The sequence below is a fragment of the Adhaeribacter radiodurans genome (genome assembly GCF_014075995.1).
GTDB lineage: Bacteria > Bacteroidota > Bacteroidia > Cytophagales > Hymenobacteraceae > Adhaeribacter > Adhaeribacter radiodurans.
Genome location: NZ_CP055152.1, coordinates 37,881 through 61,825, shown reverse-complemented (window position 1 = coordinate 61,825; position 23,945 = coordinate 37,881). Strand labels below are relative to the sequence as shown.

Below are 23,945 nucleotides of genomic sequence, written 5' to 3'. Positions count from 1 at the left end.
TACTCGTAATTTGTTAACTAACTCACTTAAAACTAATTGCAACTGTATTTACAATATCGTCAAGCTCTTTCTTCCTCGCTTTCGGATACACGAATGTTAAAGTTTTGTAAACTGTTTCGCCATTCTTATTGCTGTACATTACAACTTTTTCATAATTAATGTTAGAGCCTAATATTTTTGAAATTACATACCAATTGCCTTTGTATATCTTATAGAAAGTTTCTTTTGTGGTACTGCTATCAGTTGAGTATGCCAAATAGGAATGATATAAACCTTTTGATGATGGTGGATAATAACTCGCCGTAGTCCGTAGTGTAATTTTTTTATCTTTAGATACGAATCTTTGGCCATCGCCATTATTTGACTCGCCTTGCGGTATTAAAAAGTTGGGATACTTAACACTAAATAAAAAGCGGTTGTTATAATACGTTTTATATTTTGTTTGTGGGTAACAATTAAGAGAAGTTAAAAACAAGCAAATAGCAATGATTAAACGCATGATGATAAATGATTTAGCAAGTTTTTGAAATTTATGGTATTTACAAATTTATGCATTAAATCATTTAAGCTTGCAAGTTATAATTTAGGATAGTTGACAACGGATTATTGTCCTATAGCATTCTAAATATTATCTAAAAATAGAAATAACATTGAGTTTGGTAAGTTCCTGAAAATACTCTTCAGGTTAAAGGGTTAAAATTCAATTTAATTTCTCTATTAACTGGCTATGGTTGCCAGGAGTTTTTTTCTGTTTTCGCCAACGCTTTTTAAGTGGCCCTTTCTGATGTTGTGCAATGACCTCCTGACTTTATCCATAATTTTCTAGCTGTGCCAGATGGGATTGATTTTCTAGCTCTTTCTACAGGCATAAATAAAAAAGTCCCTTTAATTAGGACTTCTATAAATATATATTTTTTTCTTTAATTTCAAATTTTTGAGTTATCTATCTGGATAGCACCTCCGATTTTTGAGTGGTGCTGTTGATTGGCTTAATTGCTTTCTATTATTCTGTTCTAGTTTCGAAAAGCAGATGTAATTTTTGTTGTAGTAGTTCTTTATCGGGTAATTGCGTTTTATATTCCGCTACTAAGGCTGGCGAGAGGTTTCGACTCAAAGCATATTCCACTACCTCACTATCTTTATCCTTACAAAGTAAAATACCAATGCTAGGATTCTCATTGTCTTTCTTTACATCTCGGTCTAAGGCTTCCAGGTAAAAATTAAGTTGTCCTAAATGCTCCGGCTTAAATTTATCAGCTTTTAACTCAAAAGCTACCAAGCATTGTAAGCCCCGATGGTAAAATAGTAAATCAATAAAAAAATCACTATTTCCAACTTGTAAGCGGTATTCTTGCCCCACAAAAAGGAAATCCCTCCCTAGTTCTAGAATGAAGCTTTTCATCTGAGCCACCAGTGCTTTTTGTAAGGTCCCTTCACTATGTGATTCTGGAATATTCAGGAATTCAAAAACATAGCTATCTTTAAAAACATTGCTAATGTCCTGCTTTAATTCCTTTATAGCAGGAGGCTGTTTTTGGTTCCCCAGCATAGCTCGCTCAAAAACTCCGCTGTTGATTTGTCTTTCTAATTCTCGTACACTGTACTTTTCCTGTATGCAAAGCCGTAGATAGTATTCACGTTCTTCTTCCGTCTTCGTTCTCGCCAATAAAACTAGGTGATGGGTCCAGCTAATTTGGGTAAGGAGGGTATTTCTAATACCTCTATTTTCTAATTGTGTCATCACTGATGACACAATTGCATTAGCTGGTTGTTGAAAATTTTCTAGTAGTGCTAGCGGTAATGACACAACTTTGCTAATGGTATAAGTTTCATAAAATTGTTTCATCCGGTATAATCCCCGTCGATTAAAACCTTTCAGTTCCGGATGGTAGGTTTTGAGGTGCTGTGCTAGTTCATCAATGGTTTTTTCTCCCCAGCTGGCATTAGCCAATCGCTGATTAATATGTTGCCCAACTAACCAGTAAAGATTAATTAATTCAGAATTAACCGTTTGGATAGCATGGTGCCGAGCTTGTTGGATAAGAGCAGTAATCTCAGAAAACCTGTCTGAAAGCATTAGATTATAGACTAGCAGTGATCAAGACCAAAGATACCATTTTGAAAGTATATTTTATTAAAATCAATAAGTCTTACTTACCGGCAGTAGCGTTCGTGAATGCGCTTTACCTAAATAGCTTGACACGCGCCGCCTTTACTAGGTTTAAACCCAGCTTGATTTAACTTATCGGCAATGGCATCCAGGTTAACCTTTGCTCCCAACTAGTAACAGTTAAATTATTTAAGTTGCCTAACCCCTCACCGCGGGCTTATTTAGTTTGTAGTTCAGCCTTGGTTCTTTTACTATTTGTTTCCTTTTCATGCTAAGCAATCTTTTCCCAAATACCAATATCATCTCCGGCATATCCAGGCAAGTCTAATTAATGTTATTCTTCTCTACACGGTTTTTAATTGAAATGGAAAGGTCACTTCTCTACTGAGCCGGTCAAGTTTGGCAATAATTAAAGCAGTTTTTATTTCTTGGCTGCCAGTATTGCTTGTTCCAATAATGGCCAGTTGTCATTCTTACCCAATTCGTGTTCCATAAATTTCAACCTAATAGATTCAAGATATTTAGCTAAGGAAAGAACAGCTCTCATTGGGTTTTCAGGCCAAGTTCGTTTATACCTTGCTTTAGCGGTTGATACCAGGTAGTAAACGGTGTATTTTGTATAGCTCACATCTGTAAAGGGCAATAGAGAAGAAATATTATTTTATTAAAAACCAGATTTGCAATTGTGAAAAAGCCAATCTTTTTTCCCTTTTGTTTTATTTTGAAGATTTTCACTAAAATATGGTAGAAGTTGCCTTCTGATTGCCAATTCTTAAAAATGGGTGATATAGGAAAGGTGAAATAACAGAACAATTTTTGTTTTCGGCCAAAGGAGCTCTTTATTTGTCCAAAAGCTAAATCATGAAGATACACGATAACCTTAGAAATCTCCGGAAGCAAAAAGGGCTAACTCAAAAGTGCATGGCTGATAGACTTTTTATGGCAAGATCCACTTACAGCAAGCTAGAATCTGGGAGTACTACATTGCCCTATGATAAATTAATCAGTATCTCTAAGATTCTAAATGTTCCGGTCTATGATATATTAACGGAAGATGGAGAGCTGTTTCTTAGTTCTCTTTTTGAAAAGTTCTCTTTGTTGCTTTCTCAAACTTACCACACATTATCTGAAACGTTATTTACAACAATACCCTATGATAATTTAGAACCTAAACATCTAGCTCAGCTTTTGCCAAAAGGAATTACTAGCCGGGAAGCCTATGAAGACACTCCCTTAGGTGGGCGAATTTATAAATTTGGGCCTAAGGAGGCATTTCAGCGAATGATGCAGCACTATGGCATGGATGTGCTGTTCGAAGAAAATATGATTAAAGATAAGTATTGGCTACAAAAGTGGAAAGCATATAAAGGAAATACAAATTCAGAATTCGAGCTTGATGATAAAGAGTATTTTGTTGTGCATATTATTATGCTAACCATGCTCGATGCAGAAGAAAGATGGGTGCAAATGGCAGAAAGGGATTTTCCGGAAGGAGCAGATGAAGATGAGGTGTTAAATTATATTGTAAATAAAACTGGAGCTTTGACTGGTGAATATATGGCTTTTACAATTGATGGTTATGACCCATTTTCAGAAATCATAAGGTAAAAGCAATTTTACCTACTTAGAAATTATAATATAAAGGCAAAAAGATCGGGAGGTACTTTTGTTTATTCCTGATAGTGTAGATCAAAGTGCAAAATCTTATTACTCATTCTTTAAATTTTGTAACAGTGCTGCCTTTATGACAAATTACCTTTGTATTATCATTTAATACAAATTAGTAATTATGAAAAGTGATATAGATAGCCTAACCGCACTTTTAGAAACAGCAGATATAACAGCTACCCAAGCATCTATGCCGGTTACTGGTATGACCTGTGCTGCCTGTGCTATAAGCGCAGAATCAATTGTTGCTAATACTCCAGGGGTTTCCCAAGCGAATGTAAATTTTGCTACCCAAACTTTACAGGTTACTTATAATCCAAAGCAGGTTAAAGTAATTGACATGCAAAAGGCACTACAGTCAATAGGTTATGATTTAATTACTGATACCGAAGATGCTCAAGGAAAACAGGAAGAAGCTCAACAAACTCATTACCAAGCTTTAAAGAAAAAAACCTTATTGGCGGGTCTGCTTACTTTACCAGTAGTAATCATTGGGATGTTCTTTATGGATCTGCCTTATGGCAACTGGATAATGATGGGGCTCAGTGCTCCGGTACTGTTTTATTTCGGTCGTAATTTCTTTGTGAATGCCTTCCGACAGGCCCGGCATAGAAAGGCGAATATGGATACCTTAGTGGCCTTAAGCACCGGTACAGCATTCGTTTTTAGTGTTTTTAATACACTCTATCCCGAGTTTTGGCACGCTCGCGGTTTGCATCCGCACGTTTATTTTGAAGCTTCTGCCGTAGTCATTGTTTTTATATTGTTAGGCAAATTGTTGGAGGAGAAGGCCAAGTCTAATACCTCTTCGGCCATTAAAAAACTGATAGGGTTGCAGCCGAAAACGGTTTGGCTCGTGGAAGGTAATACCGAGCGAGAAGTACCTGTTTCTACCATCCAAAAAGGAAATATTTTATTAGTTCGGGCTGGAGAGAAGGTGCCAGTAGATGGGGAAATTTCTTTCGGAACTTCTTTTGTGGATGAATCCATGATCAGTGGGGAGCCAGTACCCGTCTCTAAACAAATTGGCGATAAAGTGTTCACCGGTACCATTAATCAAAAAGGGAGTTTCCGGTTTAGGGCGGAAAAGGTAGGGAGTGAAACCTTATTGGCCCAAATTATTAAACTGGTGCAAGATGCGCAAGGATCCAAAGCCCCAGTGCAAAAGCTAGTTGACAAAATTGCTGGTATTTTTGTACCCGTTGTGTTTGTATTGGCTTTGCTCAGCTTGGTTACCTGGTTAGTTTTAGGTGGGAATAATGGTTTAACTCAAGGGTTACTGGCGTTTGTAACAGTATTGGTAATAGCTTGCCCCTGCGCGTTAGGTTTAGCTACCCCCACCGCTATTATGGTAGGGGTAGGTAAGGGTGCGGAGCAAGGTATCCTGATAAAAGATGCTGAAAGCCTAGAGCAAGCCTATCGGCTTAATGCTATAATTTTAGATAAAACCGGTACTATTACGGAAGGCAAGCCAGTGGTTACGGATTTAGTTTGGTCGGATGAAGCTCGTTTTAGGCAAAATGAGTTGAAAGCTGCTTTGTTTTCTATGGAGCAACAATCTGAACACCCTCTGGCTGAGGCAGTCGTTCGGTATTTACGAGATGAGGTGAGTTCAGCAGTTACTTTAGACAGCTTTGAAAGTGTAACTGGTAATGGTATAAAAGCTAGTTGGCAAGGCTGGACTTACCAAGTTGGTAGCCCTAAGTATATACATTCTCAAAAAATGACTATTCCAGCTGAGCTTTCTAGTTTAGCGGATACATGGGCTGAGGCGGCCAAGACTGTAATTTATTTTTCGGAGGAAAGGAAAGTGGTAGCCATTTTGGCCATTGCCGATAAAGTAAAAGAAACGTCTGCCAAAGCCATTCAACTGTTGCAGCAACGTGGAATTGAAGTTTACATGCTCACGGGTGACAATGCCCGTACAGCTGCTTCTGTGGCAAGGCAAGTAGGAATACCCCATTTTCAAGCGGAAGTGATGCCTAGCGATAAAGCAAATTTTGTAAAAAAACTCCAAAATGAAGGCAAAATAGTAGGTATGGTAGGCGATGGTATTAACGACTCCCAGGCTTTGGCTCAGGCCAATGTGAGCATTGCGATGGGTAAAGGGTCTGATATAGCCATTGATGTAGCTAAGATGACCTTGATTACCTCCGATTTGCAACTACTCCCCAAAGCCTTGAAACTGTCCCGTTTAACGGTAAATGCCATCCGTCAAAATTTGTTCTGGGCTTTTATTTATAACCTAATTGGAATTCCAATTGCAGCCGGAGTACTATATCCGTTATATGGTTTCTTATTGGACCCTATAATTGCTGGAGCAGCCATGGCGCTAAGTTCCGTATCGGTGGTAGCTAACAGCTTGCGATTAAAGGCTAAAAAACTTTAAAAGTCCTCGGGTAAAATGCTCCTATTTATCTGGTGCTATTATCGAACAGACTGTCGCGCGAGAGCTCTTTTCAAAGCACGATTAAATAGGTAATAAAGACCAAATACTGATATAGCAATAAGAGCAATTAGAAGTAATTTGCCGCTTGTGCCAGTATCTGAATTCTGCAACAGGAGGATAATGTCCTGGGCTTGAGTACCCAGCCAAAAGAAAAACAAGGTTCGGGGTAACATTCCTACAATACTGGCTAATAAAAATTTACGCTTATTCACTTTCATCATTGCTAAAATGAAAGTCATCAAGGCAAATGGGAGTACGGGGGATATACGAGTTAATATAATTAAGCTCCAACTTTGATGTTTAAGCTCTTCCATTACTGCGGCGGCTTTTTCGAAGTGACTAATAAACTTAAGCAATTTGCCATGATCAATTATTTGAGCCAATTGATACCCAATTAAAGAAGCTAGAGCATACGATATAACTACTCCTGGAAAGCCAGCCCAACCTAAATAAAATCCGGTAAGTAAGGCTATAAACGTTGTAGGAGTTAAAGCGAAAGCCATCGTTATCGAAACAACCAGAAAATAAAACATCGTTTGCCCTAACGATAGGTTTAAAAGCAAATCCTGGTATTTAAACAGTAGAACAGCTAAAGTTGAACTTACCGAAACCGGCACGATTACCAGGAGCGCCATAGAAATAAAGGTTCCGAAGTTTTTTTGTAAAAGCTGTTTCAGCATATTTTTTAGTATTTTATAATAGATGCGGGTTGTTCAGAAATTATCTGCTAACCTGTTAAGGCAATATTAGAAATGATAGGCGGGGAAATCTCGGGTGAATTCATCCTTTTTAAAAGTAAGATCCACTTGTAAATCGTGATACTCATATCTTTCAAAGAATCCTAACTCGTCATAAATAACTTGTACCAAAGGAAGAAACGTTTTTTTGTCAATAAAAAGAATTGTTTTCTTTGCGTAGGAATTAGGTAGCACGAGAGTCTGACCAGCTTTTAAACCAGTATAATCTTTTAATTTATTTAATTCTTTTATTTTAAATTCATTTAAATAGAGTTTCTGAGCAATACTAAATACATCTTCACCTGGCTTTACCTGGTAGTTGTATAGCTTATAGGGGGTATAATTAATAACTATTTTATAACACTCCTTTCCATCAAACACCACATCTCCTTCGTATTTAAAAATATTGGTGAACTCCTTTCCAACCTTTTTATAAGTATCTCGAATGATCTCTGCGGTATAATTTGGATTAGCCGCAAATAAATTATGATGGCTGCCACTGCGTACCAAGCTACCATTGGGATCCAGGTTTAAACTGATGTAAGGAAAGGAATTGGGGTGAACTAAAACCTTGTTATTGTTTTCTCCTTGCCGCCATAAGGCCTCTACCCCTTTACTGGGTTTCGCAATATAAGCGTATACCCAAAAGGGAGATATATTTACTTTGATATGTTGTTCTCCCTCCCTGTTCCGGTTTTCTCGGCGTTCCCAATCTTTCATGATAAATTTGACTGTCCGCAGCTGCTTAACAGAAACAAACATTTTCTCCATAATTCCTTTAGTGGAAATGGTGCTCTGCCGGCTATTTTGGCTTAATCCAGAAAACGAAATGAGTAGAAATAAAATGAGTGGATTAATAAGGATAAGAATCTTTTTAAATTTCATACTCATTCTGCCTGCCCGTAAATGGGCAAAAGCATGCATTTAGCTTTTAATTTGTTTACGTAGCAATTGCGCATTAAGGGCTACGATAATCGTACTCAAACTCATTAAAGCAGCACCAATGGCAGGAGATACCATTATTCCCTGTTTATAGAGTACTCCAGCGGCTAATGGTAAGGCAATCACGTTATAAGCGGTGGCCCATATTATATTTTGGATCATCTTGCGGTAGGTCGCCTTGCCAAAAAGAATTAAGGAGGCAATATCTTTCGGATTGCTGTTTACCAGGATGATATCTGCTGTCTCCGCCGCTACATCCGTGCCGGATCCTACGGCAATACCTACATCAGCCTGCGCTAAAGCTGGTGCATCGTTTACCCCATCTCCGGTCATGGCCACGAACTCACCGGTGGCTTGTAATTCCTTTATCTTCTCCTGCTTCTGATGCGGCAAAACATTGGCTAAAAAGCCATCCATTTTTAAGAAATCACTAACACTTTTTGCCACCCGGTCGTTATCACCGGTAAGTAACAAGTTTTTAATGTTGTTAGCTTTTAAAATTGCAATAGCTTCGGCCGATTCCGGACGTATTTGGTCTTTCAGGCTAATAAATCCAGCTACCTGGTTATCGATTAAAATATAAACGACCGTTTCCACGCCTTCTTCGGCATCGCTTTTTGGAACCTGGATATTAAATTCTTGAATATAATTTGGCCCTACTACCTTGACCGATCTTCCTTCTACTGTTCCTTCTAATCCTTTGCCGGGTAAATAGTTAAAACCTTCTGCAGTAGGAATAATAATGTTTTCAGCTTTTACCCGCTTTAAAATGCCTTGGGAAATATAATGCTCTGAATTTTGTTCCACCCCAGCAGCCAACCTTAACAATTCTCGCTCTGGAAAAGCAGAATTAAAAGAAACAATACGGGCTAATTCGTGAGAGCCTTGCGTTAAGGTGCCAGTTTTATCAAAAATGATGGTGGTGATTTTTCGGGAATTCTCAAAAGCCGTACGGTTCCGGATTAATAAACCATTTTTGGCAGAGATAGCGGTGGAAATAGCTACTACCAATGGTACTGCCAAACCTAAAGCATGTGGACAGGAAATTACCATTACCGTTACCATGCGCTCTAACGCGAAGGACAATTCAGCCCCTAATAAAAGCCATACTATAAAGGTGGTAAAGCCGGCAAAGAGAGCAATATACGTGAGCCAGCGAGCAGCTTTATCAGCTAAGTTCTGGGTGTCTGATTTTGTTTTCTGAGCTTCCTGCACTAGGTTTATTACCTTGTTCAAGTAGCTTTCCTCCCCGGTACCTAGCACCCTTACTTTTAAAGAGCCATTGCCATTAATAGATCCTCCAATAACTTTACTATCTTTTAATTTCTGCACCGGCTTACTTTCGCCCGTGAGCATGCTCTCATTTATATAACTTTCTCCTTCTTCTATCAGTCCATCAGCCGGAACTTTTTCGCCTGGCTTTACCAGTATTAAGTCATTTTTTTGTAACGCATCAATTCGGATATTAACTGTTTCCCCATCTTTTAAGAGATGAGCTTCAGAAGGCATCAGACTCACGAGTAACTCCAAGGCCCGGGAAGCTCCTAGTACCGACTTCATCTCTATCCAGTGTCCCAAAAGCATAATCACGATGAGCGTAGCCAGTTCCCAGAAGAAGTCCATCCCCTCTAACCCAAAAACAATGGCCGTACTATACAAGTAAGCTACTGTTATAGCAATGGCAATTAAGGTCATCATGCCAGGAGAGCCTTTCTTCAGCTCATCTTTTAAGCCTGTTAAAAAAGGCCAACCCCCGTATAAGAAGATAATAGAAGACAACCCAAAAGCAATGTACATGTTGTAGGGTATCTCTAAATGATATCCTACAATATGCTGTATCATGGGACTAATGATAATTACCGGAATAGAGAGGAACAGCGAAATCCAAAATCGTTTGCGGAAGTCATCGATCATCATGGCATGATGGTCATGACCATGCTCACCGTGTGCCGCGTGGTCATTATTCTGAGGCGGCATGGCATGGGAGTGGCCATGCATTGTTTTATCTGCTAACTGGTTTTTTTGATCAGTTAACTCTTGAGCCTCTGCTTTTATTGGTGAGTGCCCATGATGATGGTTATGATCCATAGCTAATTATTTAAATTGGCAAGAGATAAAAAAAGGATAACCAACTTGCTGATTATCCTTTTTAAGATTTGGTTTTTACTTAAGCGGTTCTATCTGATAACCGGCTTTTTCGACGGCCTCAATCACATTATGTTCATCCAAATTTTCCCCTTCCACCGTTAAAATCTTGTTTGGATTATCGGTATCCACCTGCCATTTTCCTATATCTTCTTTGGCATTTAAAAAAGGAGTAACTGCAGAAACACAGCCACTGCATTTAATATTGGTTTTGAATTGCAATGTTTTCATAGCATTAACTTTAATGGTTTAATTTACTTTTAAAACAGGAGGACCATCCAAATCCTTCTGTTTACTTTGGTAAAGTTACCAAGCAACTCAGGGCTAATTGTGATAAAATTTTAATTAAGAGTTATAAGATTTTGCCTTGTGTTACTAGTGATTAAACCTTCTGAAAAAGTTAATTCAACTACAGTATTATAAATGAGTTAATATTTTTTATTTTCTAAAAGCCAGTTTTGCAGATCTTTTATGTCCTCCATTTGCGAATCAATAATGGCTTGCGCTTTGGCTTTCATTTCAGGACTATTACCATGATGCAATAAAGATTGGGAGTTTTCCATGGCTGTTTCGTGGTGCGGAATCATAAGCTGGGCAAAATCGTGGTCTATATCACCGGTAATTACGCGTAAATCGCTGGCTCGTCCCATTTTCTCCATGGCTTTCATTTGCTCCATACCAAAAGCCATATCATTCTGGTCAGGTTGGCGGTTAGCTAAAAAAGCATCAAACTCTTGAATTTCCTTTTCTTGTTCTGCTTTAATTTTTTGAGCTTTTGCTTTCATGGTAGCATCTTGGCCGCTGGCTATTTCTTCGTTAGCCATATTTATTGCCCCTTGATGGTGCATTATCATCATTTTAGCAAAATCTATATCTGGGTCACCCGTCATTTGCATACCTTGCATTTGCGTCATCATGTTATGCATGATGGTCATCATCTTGTTTTGGTCGTGCGGCTGGGTTTCTAACCCATCCTCATCTTTATCACATGAGACTAAAAAAAAACAGGCTGTTAAAAGCAGTGTCCAGGAGCGGCAAATAAAAATATTTTTCATAGTAAAAAGTTTAAGTTAAGCTTTATAACATGTTACAAACAAGCAATATAATCCAGTAACATATGGATAAGAATGCCCCAAGCAAACGTTCTTACTTGGGGTATTAATAATAAAATTACATATAATACAATTGCCAGATAAGTATGCAAAAAGTGAAAACCAATGCTGCACCGGTCTGGATCATAAAGGGGTACCGCGAATAAATGGTCTATGTCCAGAATTATCCCGGCTGCCATTATGGCCCAAGCCTTTAACCAATTATCACGGTAAAAGAAGTATGCCACACCTGCTGGTACCAAAACATGGAGCAACAAGTGAATCATAGATTCTCTAACCCATTATCATAAAGGTATTGCCAGTGCATATGCTTATTCAACTAGTAAATTAGACCGGCTAAAGACCGGCAAGCTTCTTCGCACCGGCGACATGCTTCGGCACAGGCGCGGCAATGGTCCATGTGAGCAGCATGCTTTTCACATTCTTCGCCACAAGCGGCACAAATGGTCGCACAAGCTTCTAGAAATACTTTGGCATTATCAGAATCGCGGGCCAGAGCATCAGCCGTGGTTCGGCAGATAGCGGAACAATCGCGGTCTAGCTGAATACACCGAACCATCATCTTAACATCTTCTTCCTGTAAGCAAGCCGTAGCACAATGCTCACATTCGGCAGCACAAGCCACTAAGGCTTCAATAATTGGTTTATACTGGGAGTTATGCATAATCTTTATAAGTTAGGTAAAACATAAATTAATAAAGTCGCTGTGCTTTAGTCAGCGGCTTATCTTGTTGTTTTACCACATATTTATATAACTCGTTTTATACAATTTCTGATAAGAGTTGTATAGTTTGGGTATGTCATTATTGAAATTACCATATTTGGCTAAGCTGTCTCAGATGAAGAAAATTGTATAATTATAGAAAAGGATTTTATAATTATGCTAAAAACCGAATCGAGTTTACCTTATTACGAAGGAAATTCTTTTGCTAATAACTGTTTTAACTAGATTAAACCCTTTCCTGTTCGTTTTCCCTAATATGTACATTTTTTCTTCAAATTAGGGCGATTATAACGCCTGATTGATAGGGGCGTATAATTTCTAATAACAAAATTTGGATACTAAAAGACTAATCTTAAACGATGAAGAATATGCAAGCAAATGTTAAATGGAGTGCCTGGATATGTGGTTTAGTAATAGCTTTTACTGCCTGTAATCAGAGTGCGAGTAAGACGGAAACAGCTGCTACTAACAAAACAGAAGACCATTCAGGCCATAATATGGAGGCTAGCAGTAATAATAAAATGGTGGATCTTATGCATCAAAATATGATGGCTATGCAGGAGATGAAAATGACGGGTGATGTGGACCATGATTTTGCTCAGATGATGGCCACCCATCTCGATGGGGCACTCGCTATGGCTCAGGAAGAAGCTGACAATGGAAAGGATACCATGCTAGTAAATATGGCTAAGAGAACTCTAACTGCTCAAAAAGAAGAACAAGATAGGCTTAAAAGTTTTACTGATAGTCACGAGCCTGTTACTAAGGATACTGCATCTTCCATGAAGCTAATGCAACCGATGAAGGCTATGATGGCTGGTATGGACCATAACATGAAAGGCACCACTGACCATCATTTTGCTAGCCTAATGAGCATGCACCACCAAAGCGGCATTGACATGGCTAAAGCCTATTTACCGCAAGCCAAAATACCGGAGCTAAAAACCATGGCGCAGAAAATAATAGACGACCAGCAAAAAGAAAAGCAGCAGCTAGATTCTTGGTTGCAAGAACAGCCGCAGTAATTAGTTACCTTATTATACAGCTTTTTACCATTATAAAGCGATTCCTTTAGGGAATTGCTTTTTTTATGATGTTGCCTGTTATTTGTTCCTGATATAAAATATATTCGTTAATCTAGTAACAATTTATACCCCTTTTTTAGGCCATTAAATATAATTTTTTAAATATATTGCCAATAATAAGGAAAAATGAAATACAATTATTATGAAAGAAAGAGCGAAGAGATATCAAAGGAACAATCCATTTGGATTGAGACAAATATTGAAATAATATCAGAAAGTGAAAATGTTCTTTTTGTATTTCAAGCTGAAAAAGAAGTATTATTAATTACAGACAAAAGCATCTTTTTCCCAAGTAGAAATACAAGAAACAAAATTAGTTACAATGAGATAAAAAATATAAAAATAGCAGGAGATTTATCTGTAAAGATTTTTATTGACGCAGAAACTTTTACAATAGATTTAGTAGCGCCAATAGATAAAGTGAAGATTTTTCACGTTTTGCAATTATTTATAGATAATTCTAAAAAAAACATATCAACTACTTTTGAAGATACTCACAAGATTCTTAATGAATTTATTGTTTTAAAATACCCTTTAAACCAATCACAGCATAAATTGCCTCAAGTATACCTTAAACAATTTGGATATTTAAAAGGTAACCAGTGGATGGTTTCTATTTTGGAAAAAGAGTTAACTTATTCAAAACAAAAAAGCATAGGTAGCTTTACTACTGAAACAAATGTATTTGATATAGATAGTGAAGATGATAGGCTTCCAAGAATGTTTGAAACAATGAATGCTGATTTGGAAAACTTATATCATGAGATGCTAGATGATATTTCAAAAAATAAATTTATACCTGATAAGTGCTGGGAAATAATAGTCCAGTTAACTCCTAATTTGATGGTGCGTTCAGATTATTGGAGAAATTTTGTTTGTGAAATTCTAGAGACTCCCAATAGAGAGACTTTTTTATTAAGTACTTTAAGTGTTCATGCGCAGTCCGTTCATGAACTACAGGAATTAAAGAACAGATATTTTTATAAAGTTTTAAGTGAAGGAGAGATTAACCAGAGTAAAGTAAATAGAATATTATTACACTTTTTAAATTACATTTTTCATCATCTTTTAACTTTTGATTTGATAATAATTGAAGCGCCGGAAGATAAAGGATTTTTTACTTCAGATAATCCAGTTAACTTCAAAGTAAATCGGGAAGAAGGTCAAATAGGTTTGTATAATAAGAATACAGAAATATTCTTCCCATTATCAAAAAACTACTTAGCATATTTTCACCACAAAAATTCTAGTGAACAAAATGCTCCGTTAAGAAAGTTGAAAAATAGGGGTGTATACAAAGTTGAAGAGGTATTGACAGAAGATGAGTATACAAATTTAATTCAAGAGGAAATAATTAAGAATTCAGATAAATTAATTATTTTTCCTGGAGAAGTAAGATACCGAAAAGAAAGATAACTTTCTTTAATTTTAGTTATCTGCCTTCTTTAATCTATCTAACGGCAACCTATCCCGAATAGCTTGCTTTTTATATTCCGAAGGCGTATATCCAGTTATAGTTTTGAATTGCTTAGAAAGATGGCTTAAACTACTGTAATGCAAGCGGGATGCTACTTCTCCTAACGATAGTTCTTCATAATCCAGTTGTGCCTTTATAAATTCAATTTTTTGCAAAATAATAAACCTTTCAATGGTAAATTTTTCAACGGAAGAAAAAACATGACTAAGCGTACTATAATCCTTTCCGATAGCCTGGCTTAAGTAGGTGGAATAAGTAGTATTTATTTTCTCATTTTTATGATGAATTAAGTCAATAATACAAGTTTTAATCTGTTCTACTAACTTTAGTTTTTTATCAACTAACAGCTCAAAGCCATAGTCCTCTAATACTAATAATATCTTTTCTTTTTCAGTTGCTTCCAATGGCCTCGCCAATTCTACTAAGCCTAGTTGTACATCCAAGACAGGTATTCCCAAGAGGGCAAATTGCTCTCGTATTATCCGGATACAGCGTGGACAAACCATATTCTTAATATGTAGTGTAACCTTGTTCTCGGGGGCCAGTGGATCCATCAATTTTAGAAAGTCAGATTCTGAATTAATGGTGTTGTTCCAGATATTTACCTTGGGGACCTACTCCTTCAATATGCACGAGCTGAGCCCCGTAATGACCGGCCATGCTGACAGCATAACCAGCACTAATAAGGATGACTGCGGCTACAGCTATGCTCCAGCGCTTGCCCCGAAAAACCAGTACGCTTAATAATTGAGCTAGTAAACCCAAACCAGCCAAATAAATGGTATAATCTGCGTATTTATCATGCTGCTCCAAGACAAGCTTGGCATGAGCTGATAAGCCGGAAGTATGCGGGTGAGACCAATTGGACGAAGCATAAGCGGTGATAAAGCCAACCAGTATCATGATGGTTACGGCCCAATTCAATTCCTTTTTCTGAAATAGGACATTGACGAATTGCATAGCGGCGGCAATCATCAGCAGCATTATGGGGAAATGGACAATTAAAGGATGAATATGCGGAAAGTCCGAGAATGAAGCATGTACTTTTTCTGGGTTAGCGACATGTTCTGCATGCTCTGCCGGAGTATTGTCTTTTAAGGCTATGGTATCGTTCGACTCTTCAGTTTCTTGCCTGGTAGTTTCGGTCGAAGTAACCTTGGCTTTTTTCTGGTGTTTTTCTCCTCCGTGCGCCATAACCTCAAAAGGACTTAAAGCCAGGATTAGTAATAAAAAGCTTAGGAGACAAACGATAATAGCTAGTTTCATCTTGTTAGTTTAGCTTAGTGTTGGTGAAAATTATTTTATTGCCGGATAGTCAATCCATTCGGTTTTTTACCTACCGGAATAGTGGCAGTAACTGTATGGTCCGCTACCCGAATGACGGAAACGGTGTTTGCTCCTTGATTGGTGACATAAGCGGTAGCGCCATCATGGGAAAAAGCAATGGCGTGGGCATCAGCTCCCGTAGGAATGCTGCCTTGTAAGGTCCACTGGTTATTATTTTCCTTATAGAATACGATTTGGCCATTGGTGGCATCACTCACCCATAATTCCTGTTGAGCGGGATGATACGCTACATATCCCGGCTTATAGCCCAGGTTAATAGTTTCCGTAACAGTACCGGAGGCTACATCTATCTCCGTCACAGTTCTGTCCGTTTCATTATCCACGTACACATAACCATTGGCGGCAGGCCAGGCTCCTACCGGATCTTTGCCAACAGGCACGGTAGTTATCACCATTTTAGTGCTGGGATCAATGACCGAAACAGTAGCATCCACGGTATTCGCGGCAAACACTTTGGTGCCATCGGTGGAGAAAGTTACTTCTGATAATCCCTTCCCCACGTTAATGGTATTTTTAAGACTCCAGTTGCCGGTATTGTAAACCAGTACCTGGCTTTGTAGTTCATCCTCCTGCGCAATCCATAATTCAGAGCCATTGGTATTGAAGACACCGTTGTGCGGCATTTTAGGCAGCATTATCTCGTTTTCTGTTTTCCCGGTATAACTATTCAGCACCATCACCTTGAAGCCATCCATGTCACCCATGCCGCCCGGGTCATGACCGCCACTTAAGTCGGTACTGGTAATAGCTACCGCTAACTTTGTTTTATCCGGGCTAAGATTAATATGGTGCGGGAAAGTGGCTCCATTCAAGGAAATCTGCTCCTTGTGGGTGATATCATTTAAATTGAGTACCTCAATATTGTTTGATTCCCCATTCACCACATAGGCCGCCGGATAATTAATATTCAATACTTCTCCATTATCCATATCATCCATGTCGTCCATGTCTGCTTCGGTATGAAAATTACAGGAAGTAAAGGCCAGTAATAGAAAGGCTATCGAGAGAGTTTTGGGCTTTTTAGAAAACATAATTTTAAAGGTTAAAAAGTACTATTGACTTAATTGCTGAAATATTACAAACCCAATTAGGCTGGCTAACAAAGCGTACCAGGCTAATCGCAGGTAGGGCTTTTTTCTTTTGGGTGGTTCGGTTTGGCAACAAGATTTCATCTGATTACTAATGGTCATGACCGGTCATTTGATCCGAGCCGTTCTTTAAAACAGACTCGCTATAGAGTAAATATGCCCCGGTTACTACAACCGTATCGTTAGCGTGAAGCCCATCTGCAATAGCTACCTGATTCGCGCTTTCAGCTCCCAGGGTAACCATTTTGGAATTAAAGGTATTTTCGCCCGTTTTCACCCAAACGTGTGCCCCCCGGGCATCCCGGATAACCGCATCGAGGGGTAAGGTTAGCGCCTGATTTACCCGAGCTGGTAGATTAATGGTAGCTTGAGTACCGGGGATCAGCAGGCCTTTCGGATTAGGTAGCTTCGCCCGGGCAACTACCACTTGACTGTTTTGGCGGAATTCCGGATTGATAAAAGTTACTTTGGTTTTGATAGGATCCGATATACCGGATACAGTAACTTCGATGGGGGTGCCTACTTGTAGCTGAGCAGCCTCTTGCGCGTATAGCTCAGCTTCCACCCAAATGGTATTAAACCGACTTAACCGGTAGAGCAAGCTTCCTTCGGCTACATACACTCCTTCGGCCGTGGCTATCTCGGTTATAATCCCGGAAGTTGGCGCCAGAAAGGTAATGCGGGCATCTAACTGACGAGTTTGCGCCACCCGGTTTACCTGGGCATTCGATAAACCCATTAACAAAAGCTTTCTTTTGGCCGCGTTCAGGATAGAGGCAAATTGTTTCTCCTCCGGGAAGGCTTTTACCTGGTCTAGAGCCAGTAAATATTCTTGTTCCAGGGTAAGTAATGATTCACTGTATAGGTCGTAAAGTGGTTGTCCTTTTTGGATTGATCTTCCCGTCTCCTTCACATATAATCTTTCTATTCGGCCGGCTGCGCGGCTGCTGATTAAATCAGCCTGGGTCTGATCCACGGCTAAGCGCCCGGTTAAAATGGTGTTGCTCCCTACCTGTTCCATCTGAACCGGCCGAGTAGATATATTGCCCAGCTTCATTTGGGTTTCGCTAAGCATGATGCTACCGGCATTCTTTTCCGTTGAAGCTTGTTTTTTCACCGGTACCAGGTTCATGCCGCAAATTGGGCAAGAACCGGGGGCACTTTCGACAATTTGCGGGTGCATCGGGCAGGTATAAGTAGTACCTGCTTCGGTTGTTCCAACCTCATGGTGCTCGTGCTTATCTTTGTTGGTGCATGCTCCTATGGTAAAAGCCATTAGCCATAGGAATAATAATTTAAAAATCTGTTTCATCTGTTATTTTCCGCTACCCGAATAAAACTTTCGCTGTCCACCAGAAACTGGGCGTTGGCCGCTATCACATTGGTGGCACTCAGCCCGGATAATACTTCCACCATACCATTGGCCCGTTCGCCTACTTGCACACTTTGCGGTTTAAAAACGCCGTTGACTTTTAGAAAAGCCACTGATTGGGTGCCGAGATCCAGCACTGCTTCCTTTGGTACCCATAAGGCCGTACCGGTACTGAAGCTAGCTTTACCCGTGATCAGCTGACCAATTAAAGTAGATTTGTCCTGAGCTGGAAGAGAGGCCCGAACGCGAGCAAAGTTCTCTCCTGCTTCGTAAACCGGTTCCACCAAACTTACCTTAGCGGACACTGTTTGATCTGGCAATTGGTTAAAGGAAATGGTAATGGGAGTTCCTTTGGTTAGTTGCCCAGCCTGGCTGCTAGCCACGTTAAACTGAGCCCATACCTGAGAAGCATCCATCACTTTTAATAAGGCCTGTCCGGTTGTCACGTACATGCCTTCACGAACGGTAAAACCGTTGCTTGGCGTTGTAGAGCCAGAACTGCTGCTAACTCCCATTGACCCGCTAGAATTTGCAGCGCTTCCTCCCATACCATTCATACCGTCTTCGCCGGATGCCGAAGAAGTAGCGGGAGCTATAGGAGCAGGCGCTGTCGTAATAGCGGGGTCAAGCACATATCCGGAATAGGGACTATACACCGAAAAAGTATAGTTCTCTTGTCCAGTCTGAGTCAGCTGATTTATTTGCCCCGAAGTAACTCCCAGTAATTGTAGTTTTTGTTTGGCTCCATTTATCAGGGATGTATTCGAAGGGTCGTTTTTAAGTAGATATACCAATTCTTTCTGCGCTGTCACCAGTTCCGGACTGTAGATGTCGTACAGTTTTTGTCCTTTGCGCACCGGCTGGTAATTAAACTGTACATATACCTTTTCAATGCGGCCTCCGAAACGGGCCGGAATAATGGACTGCTGCCGGGTATCATAGGTCACTACCCCGCTTAAGAGGATCTCATTTTGAACCTGCTTTTGTATCGGCTGCGTTGTTTTTACATTGGAGATTACTGTTTGATTAGCAGGTTGCAATAAATAATTCAAGTCTGAGGAAACTGCTGGTGCAGAAGTATTTGCAGTTTGCTTAGCCACTAAGGTCATACCGCATACTGGACAATCACCCGGTTTGTCTCGCACAATTTGCGGGTGCATCGGGCACGTGTATTCTATTCCGGCTGCCGTCTCCGCTTCATGGTTATGATTTTCTTTACAAGCCGAAAAGGTGAACGGTAACAGCAACAGCAATAACCCAATTATCTTATTTTTCCAGTTCTTTCTCATAGTTTACACCCGTCAGATATAGTTGCTCCAGATTATTGAGGTATTCCATCTGAGCCATGTTTAATGCTTCCCAAGCATCAATTACCAGCGGAAGTTGGCTGGTATTCTGTTCATAGCTAAGCATGGTAGTTTCATAATTGCGACGAAGTGCGGGCAAGATTTTAGTTTCATAATTTTGCACTTGGGTCCGCTTAGTTTGCAACTCCAGGGCCATACTCTTCAGCATGCTTTGCGCTTCGTTTAAGATGCTTTCCCGGCCTTTCTGCATACCCGCAATCTCCAAATTCATAGCTTTAATATTGGATTTGTACATGCGGGATGACCACGGAGCAATAGGAATAGAAACCATTCCCATTGCAGTAAAAACTTGCGGCATCATCCGGTCACGAGGCATCATATTCTCGAATCGGAGACTAAAGTCCGGCCTGCTTTGCATGCTTTCCACGCGTAGGTTAAGCCGCATGGACTCTATGGTACGGTCTATTTGTCGCACGTCACTCCGAAGGGTACTCAAAGTAGCAGTGTCAATTAGTGCGATTAGTTGCGGTAACTGTACTAATGTATCCACCGAAAAGAGATTATCCTGCGGCAGATTCATTAACATGTTGAGCTGGATGTTTTTCATGCCAATCTCACTTTGGTTCATGAGCAGCATATTTTCCACTTCTCCTAATCGTCCCTCCGCTTTGTATATACTGCCTAGTGAACTTTGGTTATAAGGATAGCGCACCCGGGATAGCTTTAGCATAAACTGCATGATGCGTTGGCTTTCCATTAATACTGCTTTTTTCTTTTCCAGCACTACCCACTGGTAATAAGCTGTTTTACCCTGTGTCCTTAACTGGTTATAGGTGTTATCTCTGCCGGCCTCTTCTATCGCGGCTTTAGAAAGTTGGTATTTCTCTTTAGCCCGTAATTTGGCGGGGTTTGTAATATCTTGTTCCACTGCGGTCATGATCATTCCTTTATCCCGGTCTTCCATAATCATCTGACCGGGATAGGGATACATAAATACCCCAGCCCCTATCATGGGGGCCATTTGGCTCTTAGCACCTTCTGCCATGGCATTTTGTGCTTGCGCCCGATAAGCAAATTCCCTCAGCATTGGGTTATTGCGGGAAATATATTGCAAGACGGTATCTAAGGGTAATACCCGAGTTTGGGCTTGGGTTGCCAAGCCTAACAGCAACAGGAAACCTGTTATATATACTTTAATGCTTAACATCGTAAATTTCAATTTTGCCGTGTTTCTTCAATTCATACTCTTTCGTCATTTCAAACACTACCGGAGTCACGAGCAGGATGTGAATGGAAGAGGTAAACACCCCACCAATTAAAGGGAGAACAATGGGTAGCATTACATCCGTACCTACGCCAGTTGCCCACATTACCGGAATTAAACCAAATAGCGAAACGGAAACGGTCATAATTTTGGGCCGTAAACGTTTAGCGGCACCCATAAACACATATTCCCGGATATCTTGTTTGGTAATAGTTTGGCTAGAATTGCCTTTATCCACCACTAGTTGGTTCATGGCTTCGTTCAGGTAAACGACCATTACCATAGCTGTTTCTACTGCCAAACCAAACAAGGCAATAAAGCCCACCGCTACCGCTACCGATAGGTTTATGCCGTAGAAGTACACGATAAATACCCCACCAATCATCGCGAATGGGATAGTTACCAGGTTTAACAAAGCTTCTTTGAAGGATCCAAAGGAGAAGTACAAAATCAGAAAAATGATAACCAGCACCAAAGGGATAATGAATTTCAGGGTTTGGTTGGCCCGGATTTGGTTCTCCCATTGCCCACTCCATTCCAGACGGTAGCCATTCGGTAAATCTGTTAATTCACCGTTTAACTTTTGAATCGCTTCTTGTACCGTACTACCTAAATCTCGGTCCCGCACGTTAAACAATACCGCACCCCGCAATTGGGCATTTTCGGAGGCAATCATGGGGGGACCATCCACAAAGCGCACATCAGCAACTGCTGAAAGTGGCACCGTTCCTCCCGTTCCTAATTTTAAGGGGATGCGTCGGATGCGGTCAAGGCTATTGCGATACTCCTGAGCCAGGCGTAGGTTTATGGAGAAGCGCTGCCGTCCCTCAATGGTATTGCCTATTGGCGTTCCGCCTAAGGCAGACTCCACAATGGTATTCACATCATTTACTGCCAAGCCGTAGCGACCTAATTCCTCCCGTCGGGTTTGGATTTCAAGGTATTTTCCACCTGTTACGGGCTCGATATATAAATCCTTCACTCCCGGAATAGCTTGCAAAGCATTACGAACCTTTTGAGAAACCTGGGCTATAGAATCTAGGCTTTGGCCATAAACTTTTACTCCTACATCGGTCCTGATTCCAGTAGCCAGCATATTGATGCGGTTAATAATGGGCTGGGTCCAGCCGTTTATTACTCCTGGAACCTGAAGCTTTTGATCCAGTTCGGCTATAATTTTAGCTTTAGTCATACCATCCCGCCATTCCGACTCCGGTTTCAGCTGAATGATGGTTTCGATCATACTGATGGGCGAATTATCAGTGGCCGTATTGGCCCGTCCGGCTTTACCCAATACTTGAGCAACTTCCGGTACAGATTTTATAATCTTATCTTGTACCTGCAGGATCCGCTTGGCCTCGGCATTAGAAATATCCGGTAAGGTTACCGGCATAAAGAGAATAGAGCTTTCATCTAGCGGTGGCATAAACTCTGAACCTAACCGGAAAAGCATGGGAATAGCCACCAGAAGAGCCAGAATATTTACCCCTATGGTGGTTTTTCGCCATTTTAAGCACCAGCGTAAAATTGGCCCATAAACCCGCTCCAATCCCCGATTAATGGGATTGCTACTCTCGGGCTTAAACTTGCCTTTCAGAAAAAGAGATAGCAGCACCGGGGTAACCGATATGGCTACGAAAGCATCTACAATCAGAATAAACGTTTTTGTCCAGGCTAAAGGACTGAATAGCCGACCTTCCTGCCCGGTTAGTAAAAAAACCGGCAGGAACGAAGTGATAATGATAATGGTACTCCAAAACACGCTGGGGCCAACCTGTTTCGAAGCTTTTTCTATGATAGATAAGCGCGTTTCTTTATCCATGATTTTCTTTCATTTGAGCCTCGGCCAAGTGCCGATAAGCATTTTCCACCATCACAATGGCATCATCCACAATCACCCCTATGGATAAGGCAATACCCGTTAACGACATGATATTGGAGGAAATACCGAAGGCATTGAGCAGGATAAATCCAATGGCGACCGATAGAGGTAGTTGTATGATAATGATCAGGGCACTGCGCCAATGAAAAAGGAAAATGAACACAATGACCGAGGCTACTACCATTTCTTCAATGAGGGTAGCTTTCACGGAATTGACTGATTCATTAATCAATCCGCTCCGGTCATAAACAATGTTGAACTTGACTCCTTTAGGTAACCCAACAGAAACTTCCTCCATTTTAGCTTTCACATTAGCAATCACCTGGGCGGCATTTTCACCATAGCGCATTACGACAATGCCGCCAACTGCCTCACCTTCGCCATTCAAATCAAAGATGCCTAAACGGCTTTCCCCGGTCATTTGCACGGTAGCTATATCGCTTACCCGAATTGGTATGGTGTTTTGGGTAGTGATAGGAATATTTTCAATTTCTTCGGTAGATTTCAGGTAACCCGTAGTTTTGATGATGTAACCAATGTCGCTCATCTCAAATTTGCGGCCGCCACTCTCGTTGTTATTGGCCCGCACGGCTGCCATAACTTCCGGTACTGATAAATTGAAATAGGTTAACTTGTTGGGATCCAAGGTAACTTGGTACTGCTTCTGAAAACCGCCGAAAGAGGCAATTTCACTTACCCCAGCTACATTCTGGAGCGCGAATTTCACGTACCAATCCTGAATAGCGCGCTGTTCTCCTAAGTCCATATCAGGAGCATCCAGCGTGTACCATAAAATATGCCCTACTCCGGTTCCATCAGGTCCTAAAGTGGGAACAGCTCCTTCGGGCAGTAATCGGTTCGCATAATTAAGCCGTTCCAGTACGCGTTCCCGGGCCCAATAAATATCGGTTTTGTCTTCAAAAATGATGTAAATGAAACTCATCCCGAACATGGATACGCCTCGTACATAATTCACCTGGGGCATACCTTGCAGGTTTGTTACTAATGGATAAGTTATCTGGTCTTCGATAATTTGTGGACTGCGGCCCATCCACTCCGTGAAAACGATTACCTGGTTTTCCGATAAGTCCGGAATAGCATCTACTTTGTTCGTGCTAACCGAGTATATACCCCAACCGAAAAGTCCCGCTGCAATTAAGAGCACAATCATGCGATTGCGTAGTGAAAAGGATATTAGTTTACCTATCATAATTCGTAGGAAATTGACCTCCCGGA

Annotated in this window: 21 protein-coding genes; 4 read left to right on the top strand and 17 right to left on the bottom strand. The window is 40.4% G+C overall.

The genetic code is table 11. From position 1 onward, the window contains the following. Positions 1 to 22 precede the first annotated feature (22 nt). Together HUW48_RS00310 and HUW48_RS00305 are read right to left on the bottom strand one after the other, a co-directional pair. Positions 23 to 499 (bottom strand): hypothetical protein, encoded by a 477-nt coding sequence (locus HUW48_RS00310; protein WP_182411489.1) that lies wholly within the window; start codon positions 497 to 499, stop codon positions 23 to 25. A gap of 504 nt (positions 500 to 1,003) precedes the next feature. Beyond that, positions 1,004 to 2,077: a PDDEXK nuclease domain-containing protein gene (locus HUW48_RS00305; protein ID WP_182411488.1), complete on the bottom strand. Its 1,074-nt coding sequence runs from the start codon at positions 2,075 to 2,077 to the stop codon at positions 1,004 to 1,006. A gap of 894 nt (positions 2,078 to 2,971) precedes the next feature. On the opposite strand from HUW48_RS00305, the gene HUW48_RS00300 reads away from it, so the two are divergent. Beyond that, the gene (locus tag HUW48_RS00300; RefSeq protein WP_182411487.1) at positions 2,972 to 3,718 is read left to right on the top strand and encodes a helix-turn-helix domain-containing protein; all 747 of its coding nucleotides are present in this window, start codon (positions 2,972 to 2,974) and stop codon (positions 3,716 to 3,718) included. Positions 3,719 to 3,899: 181 nt separating this feature from the next. After that, positions 3,900 to 6,167 (top strand): heavy metal translocating P-type ATPase, encoded by a 2,268-nt coding sequence (locus HUW48_RS00295; protein WP_317173686.1) that lies wholly within the window; start codon positions 3,900 to 3,902, stop codon positions 6,165 to 6,167. Positions 6,168 to 6,205: 38 nt separating this feature from the next. Here the strand turns inward: HUW48_RS00295 and HUW48_RS00290 are convergent, their stop codons facing one another. The 7 genes from HUW48_RS00290 to HUW48_RS00260 all read right to left on the bottom strand — a co-directional run bounded on the left by HUW48_RS00290 (position 6,206) and on the right by HUW48_RS00260 (position 11,827). Next, a complete protein-coding gene (locus HUW48_RS00290) occupies positions 6,206 to 6,907 on the bottom strand; it encodes a TVP38/TMEM64 family protein (RefSeq protein ID WP_182411486.1) in 702 nt (233 codons plus the stop codon). A 66-nt stretch (positions 6,908 to 6,973) separates the two neighbouring features. Further along, positions 6,974 to 7,684, bottom strand: a complete 711-nt coding sequence (locus tag HUW48_RS00285; protein ID WP_182411485.1) for a LysM peptidoglycan-binding domain-containing protein — start codon at positions 7,682 to 7,684, stop codon at positions 6,974 to 6,976. Between the two features lie 204 nt (positions 7,685 to 7,888). After that, positions 7,889 to 9,994 carry a copper-translocating P-type ATPase gene (locus tag HUW48_RS00280; RefSeq protein ID WP_182411484.1) on the bottom strand — a complete coding sequence of 702 codons (2,106 nt, stop codon included), beginning with the start codon at positions 9,992 to 9,994 and terminating at the stop codon, positions 7,889 to 7,891. A gap of 75 nt (positions 9,995 to 10,069) precedes the next feature. Continuing rightward, on the bottom strand, positions 10,070 to 10,282 hold the full coding sequence (locus tag HUW48_RS00275) for a heavy-metal-associated domain-containing protein (RefSeq protein ID WP_182411483.1): 213 nt from the start codon (positions 10,280 to 10,282) through the stop codon (positions 10,070 to 10,072). A gap of 197 nt (positions 10,283 to 10,479) precedes the next feature. Then, on the bottom strand, positions 10,480 to 11,106 hold the full coding sequence (locus HUW48_RS00270) for a DUF305 domain-containing protein (RefSeq protein ID WP_182411482.1): 627 nt from the start codon (positions 11,104 to 11,106) through the stop codon (positions 10,480 to 10,482). 32 nt (positions 11,107 to 11,138) lie between these two features. Beyond that, on the bottom strand, positions 11,139 to 11,429 hold the full coding sequence (locus HUW48_RS00265) for a DUF6122 family protein (protein WP_182411481.1): 291 nt from the start codon (positions 11,427 to 11,429) through the stop codon (positions 11,139 to 11,141). 53 nt (positions 11,430 to 11,482) lie between these two features. Beyond that, positions 11,483 to 11,827, bottom strand: coding sequence for a four-helix bundle copper-binding protein (locus HUW48_RS00260; protein ID WP_182411480.1), 345 nt, complete (start codon positions 11,825 to 11,827; stop codon positions 11,483 to 11,485). Between the two features lie 419 nt (positions 11,828 to 12,246). On the opposite strand from HUW48_RS00260, the gene HUW48_RS00255 reads away from it, so the two are divergent. Together HUW48_RS00255 and HUW48_RS00250 are read left to right on the top strand one after the other, a co-directional pair. Beyond that, entirely contained in the window at positions 12,247 to 12,912 is a 666-nt protein-coding gene (locus HUW48_RS00255; protein ID WP_182411479.1) for a DUF305 domain-containing protein, read from the top strand. A 186-nt stretch (positions 12,913 to 13,098) separates the two neighbouring features. Then, positions 13,099 to 14,388, top strand: coding sequence for a DUF4238 domain-containing protein (locus HUW48_RS00250; RefSeq protein ID WP_182411478.1), 1,290 nt, complete (start codon positions 13,099 to 13,101; stop codon positions 14,386 to 14,388). 12 nt (positions 14,389 to 14,400) lie between these two features. Here HUW48_RS00250 and HUW48_RS00245 read toward each other — a convergent pair whose 3' ends face one another. The 8 genes from HUW48_RS00245 to HUW48_RS27130 all read right to left on the bottom strand — a co-directional run bounded on the left by HUW48_RS00245 (position 14,401) and on the right by HUW48_RS27130 (position 23,919). After that, positions 14,401 to 14,907, bottom strand: a complete 507-nt coding sequence (locus tag HUW48_RS00245) for a helix-turn-helix domain-containing protein (RefSeq protein WP_246343467.1) — start codon at positions 14,905 to 14,907, stop codon at positions 14,401 to 14,403. A 121-nt stretch (positions 14,908 to 15,028) separates the two neighbouring features. Continuing rightward, positions 15,029 to 15,715 carry a hypothetical protein gene (locus HUW48_RS00240; RefSeq protein ID WP_246343466.1) on the bottom strand — a complete coding sequence of 229 codons (687 nt, stop codon included), beginning with the start codon at positions 15,713 to 15,715 and terminating at the stop codon, positions 15,029 to 15,031. 35 nt (positions 15,716 to 15,750) lie between these two features. Continuing rightward, entirely contained in the window at positions 15,751 to 16,827 is a 1,077-nt protein-coding gene (locus HUW48_RS00235) for a YncE family protein (RefSeq protein WP_182411476.1), read from the bottom strand. Positions 16,828 to 16,975: 148 nt separating this feature from the next. After that, the gene (locus HUW48_RS00230) at positions 16,976 to 18,196 is read right to left on the bottom strand and encodes an efflux RND transporter periplasmic adaptor subunit (RefSeq protein WP_182411475.1); all 1,221 of its coding nucleotides are present in this window, start codon (positions 18,194 to 18,196) and stop codon (positions 16,976 to 16,978) included. Then, positions 18,193 to 19,545, bottom strand: a complete 1,353-nt coding sequence (locus HUW48_RS00225; protein ID WP_182411474.1) for an efflux RND transporter periplasmic adaptor subunit — start codon at positions 19,543 to 19,545, stop codon at positions 18,193 to 18,195. The genes HUW48_RS00230 and HUW48_RS00225 overlap by 4 nt, the downstream gene beginning before the upstream one ends. Beyond that, on the bottom strand, positions 19,523 to 20,770 hold the full coding sequence (locus tag HUW48_RS00220; protein ID WP_182411473.1) for a TolC family protein: 1,248 nt from the start codon (positions 20,768 to 20,770) through the stop codon (positions 19,523 to 19,525). The genes HUW48_RS00225 and HUW48_RS00220 overlap by 23 nt, the downstream gene beginning before the upstream one ends. Continuing rightward, complete coding sequence (locus HUW48_RS27135; protein ID WP_182411472.1) at positions 20,757 to 22,649, bottom strand: efflux RND transporter permease subunit; 1,893 nt, start codon at positions 22,647 to 22,649, stop codon at positions 20,757 to 20,759. Before HUW48_RS27135 ends, HUW48_RS00220 begins: the two co-directional genes overlap by 14 nt. Further along, positions 22,642 to 23,919: an efflux RND transporter permease subunit gene (locus HUW48_RS27130; RefSeq protein WP_182411471.1), complete on the bottom strand. Its 1,278-nt coding sequence runs from the start codon at positions 23,917 to 23,919 to the stop codon at positions 22,642 to 22,644. Before HUW48_RS27130 ends, HUW48_RS27135 begins: the two co-directional genes overlap by 8 nt. Positions 23,920 to 23,945 lie beyond the last annotated feature (26 nt).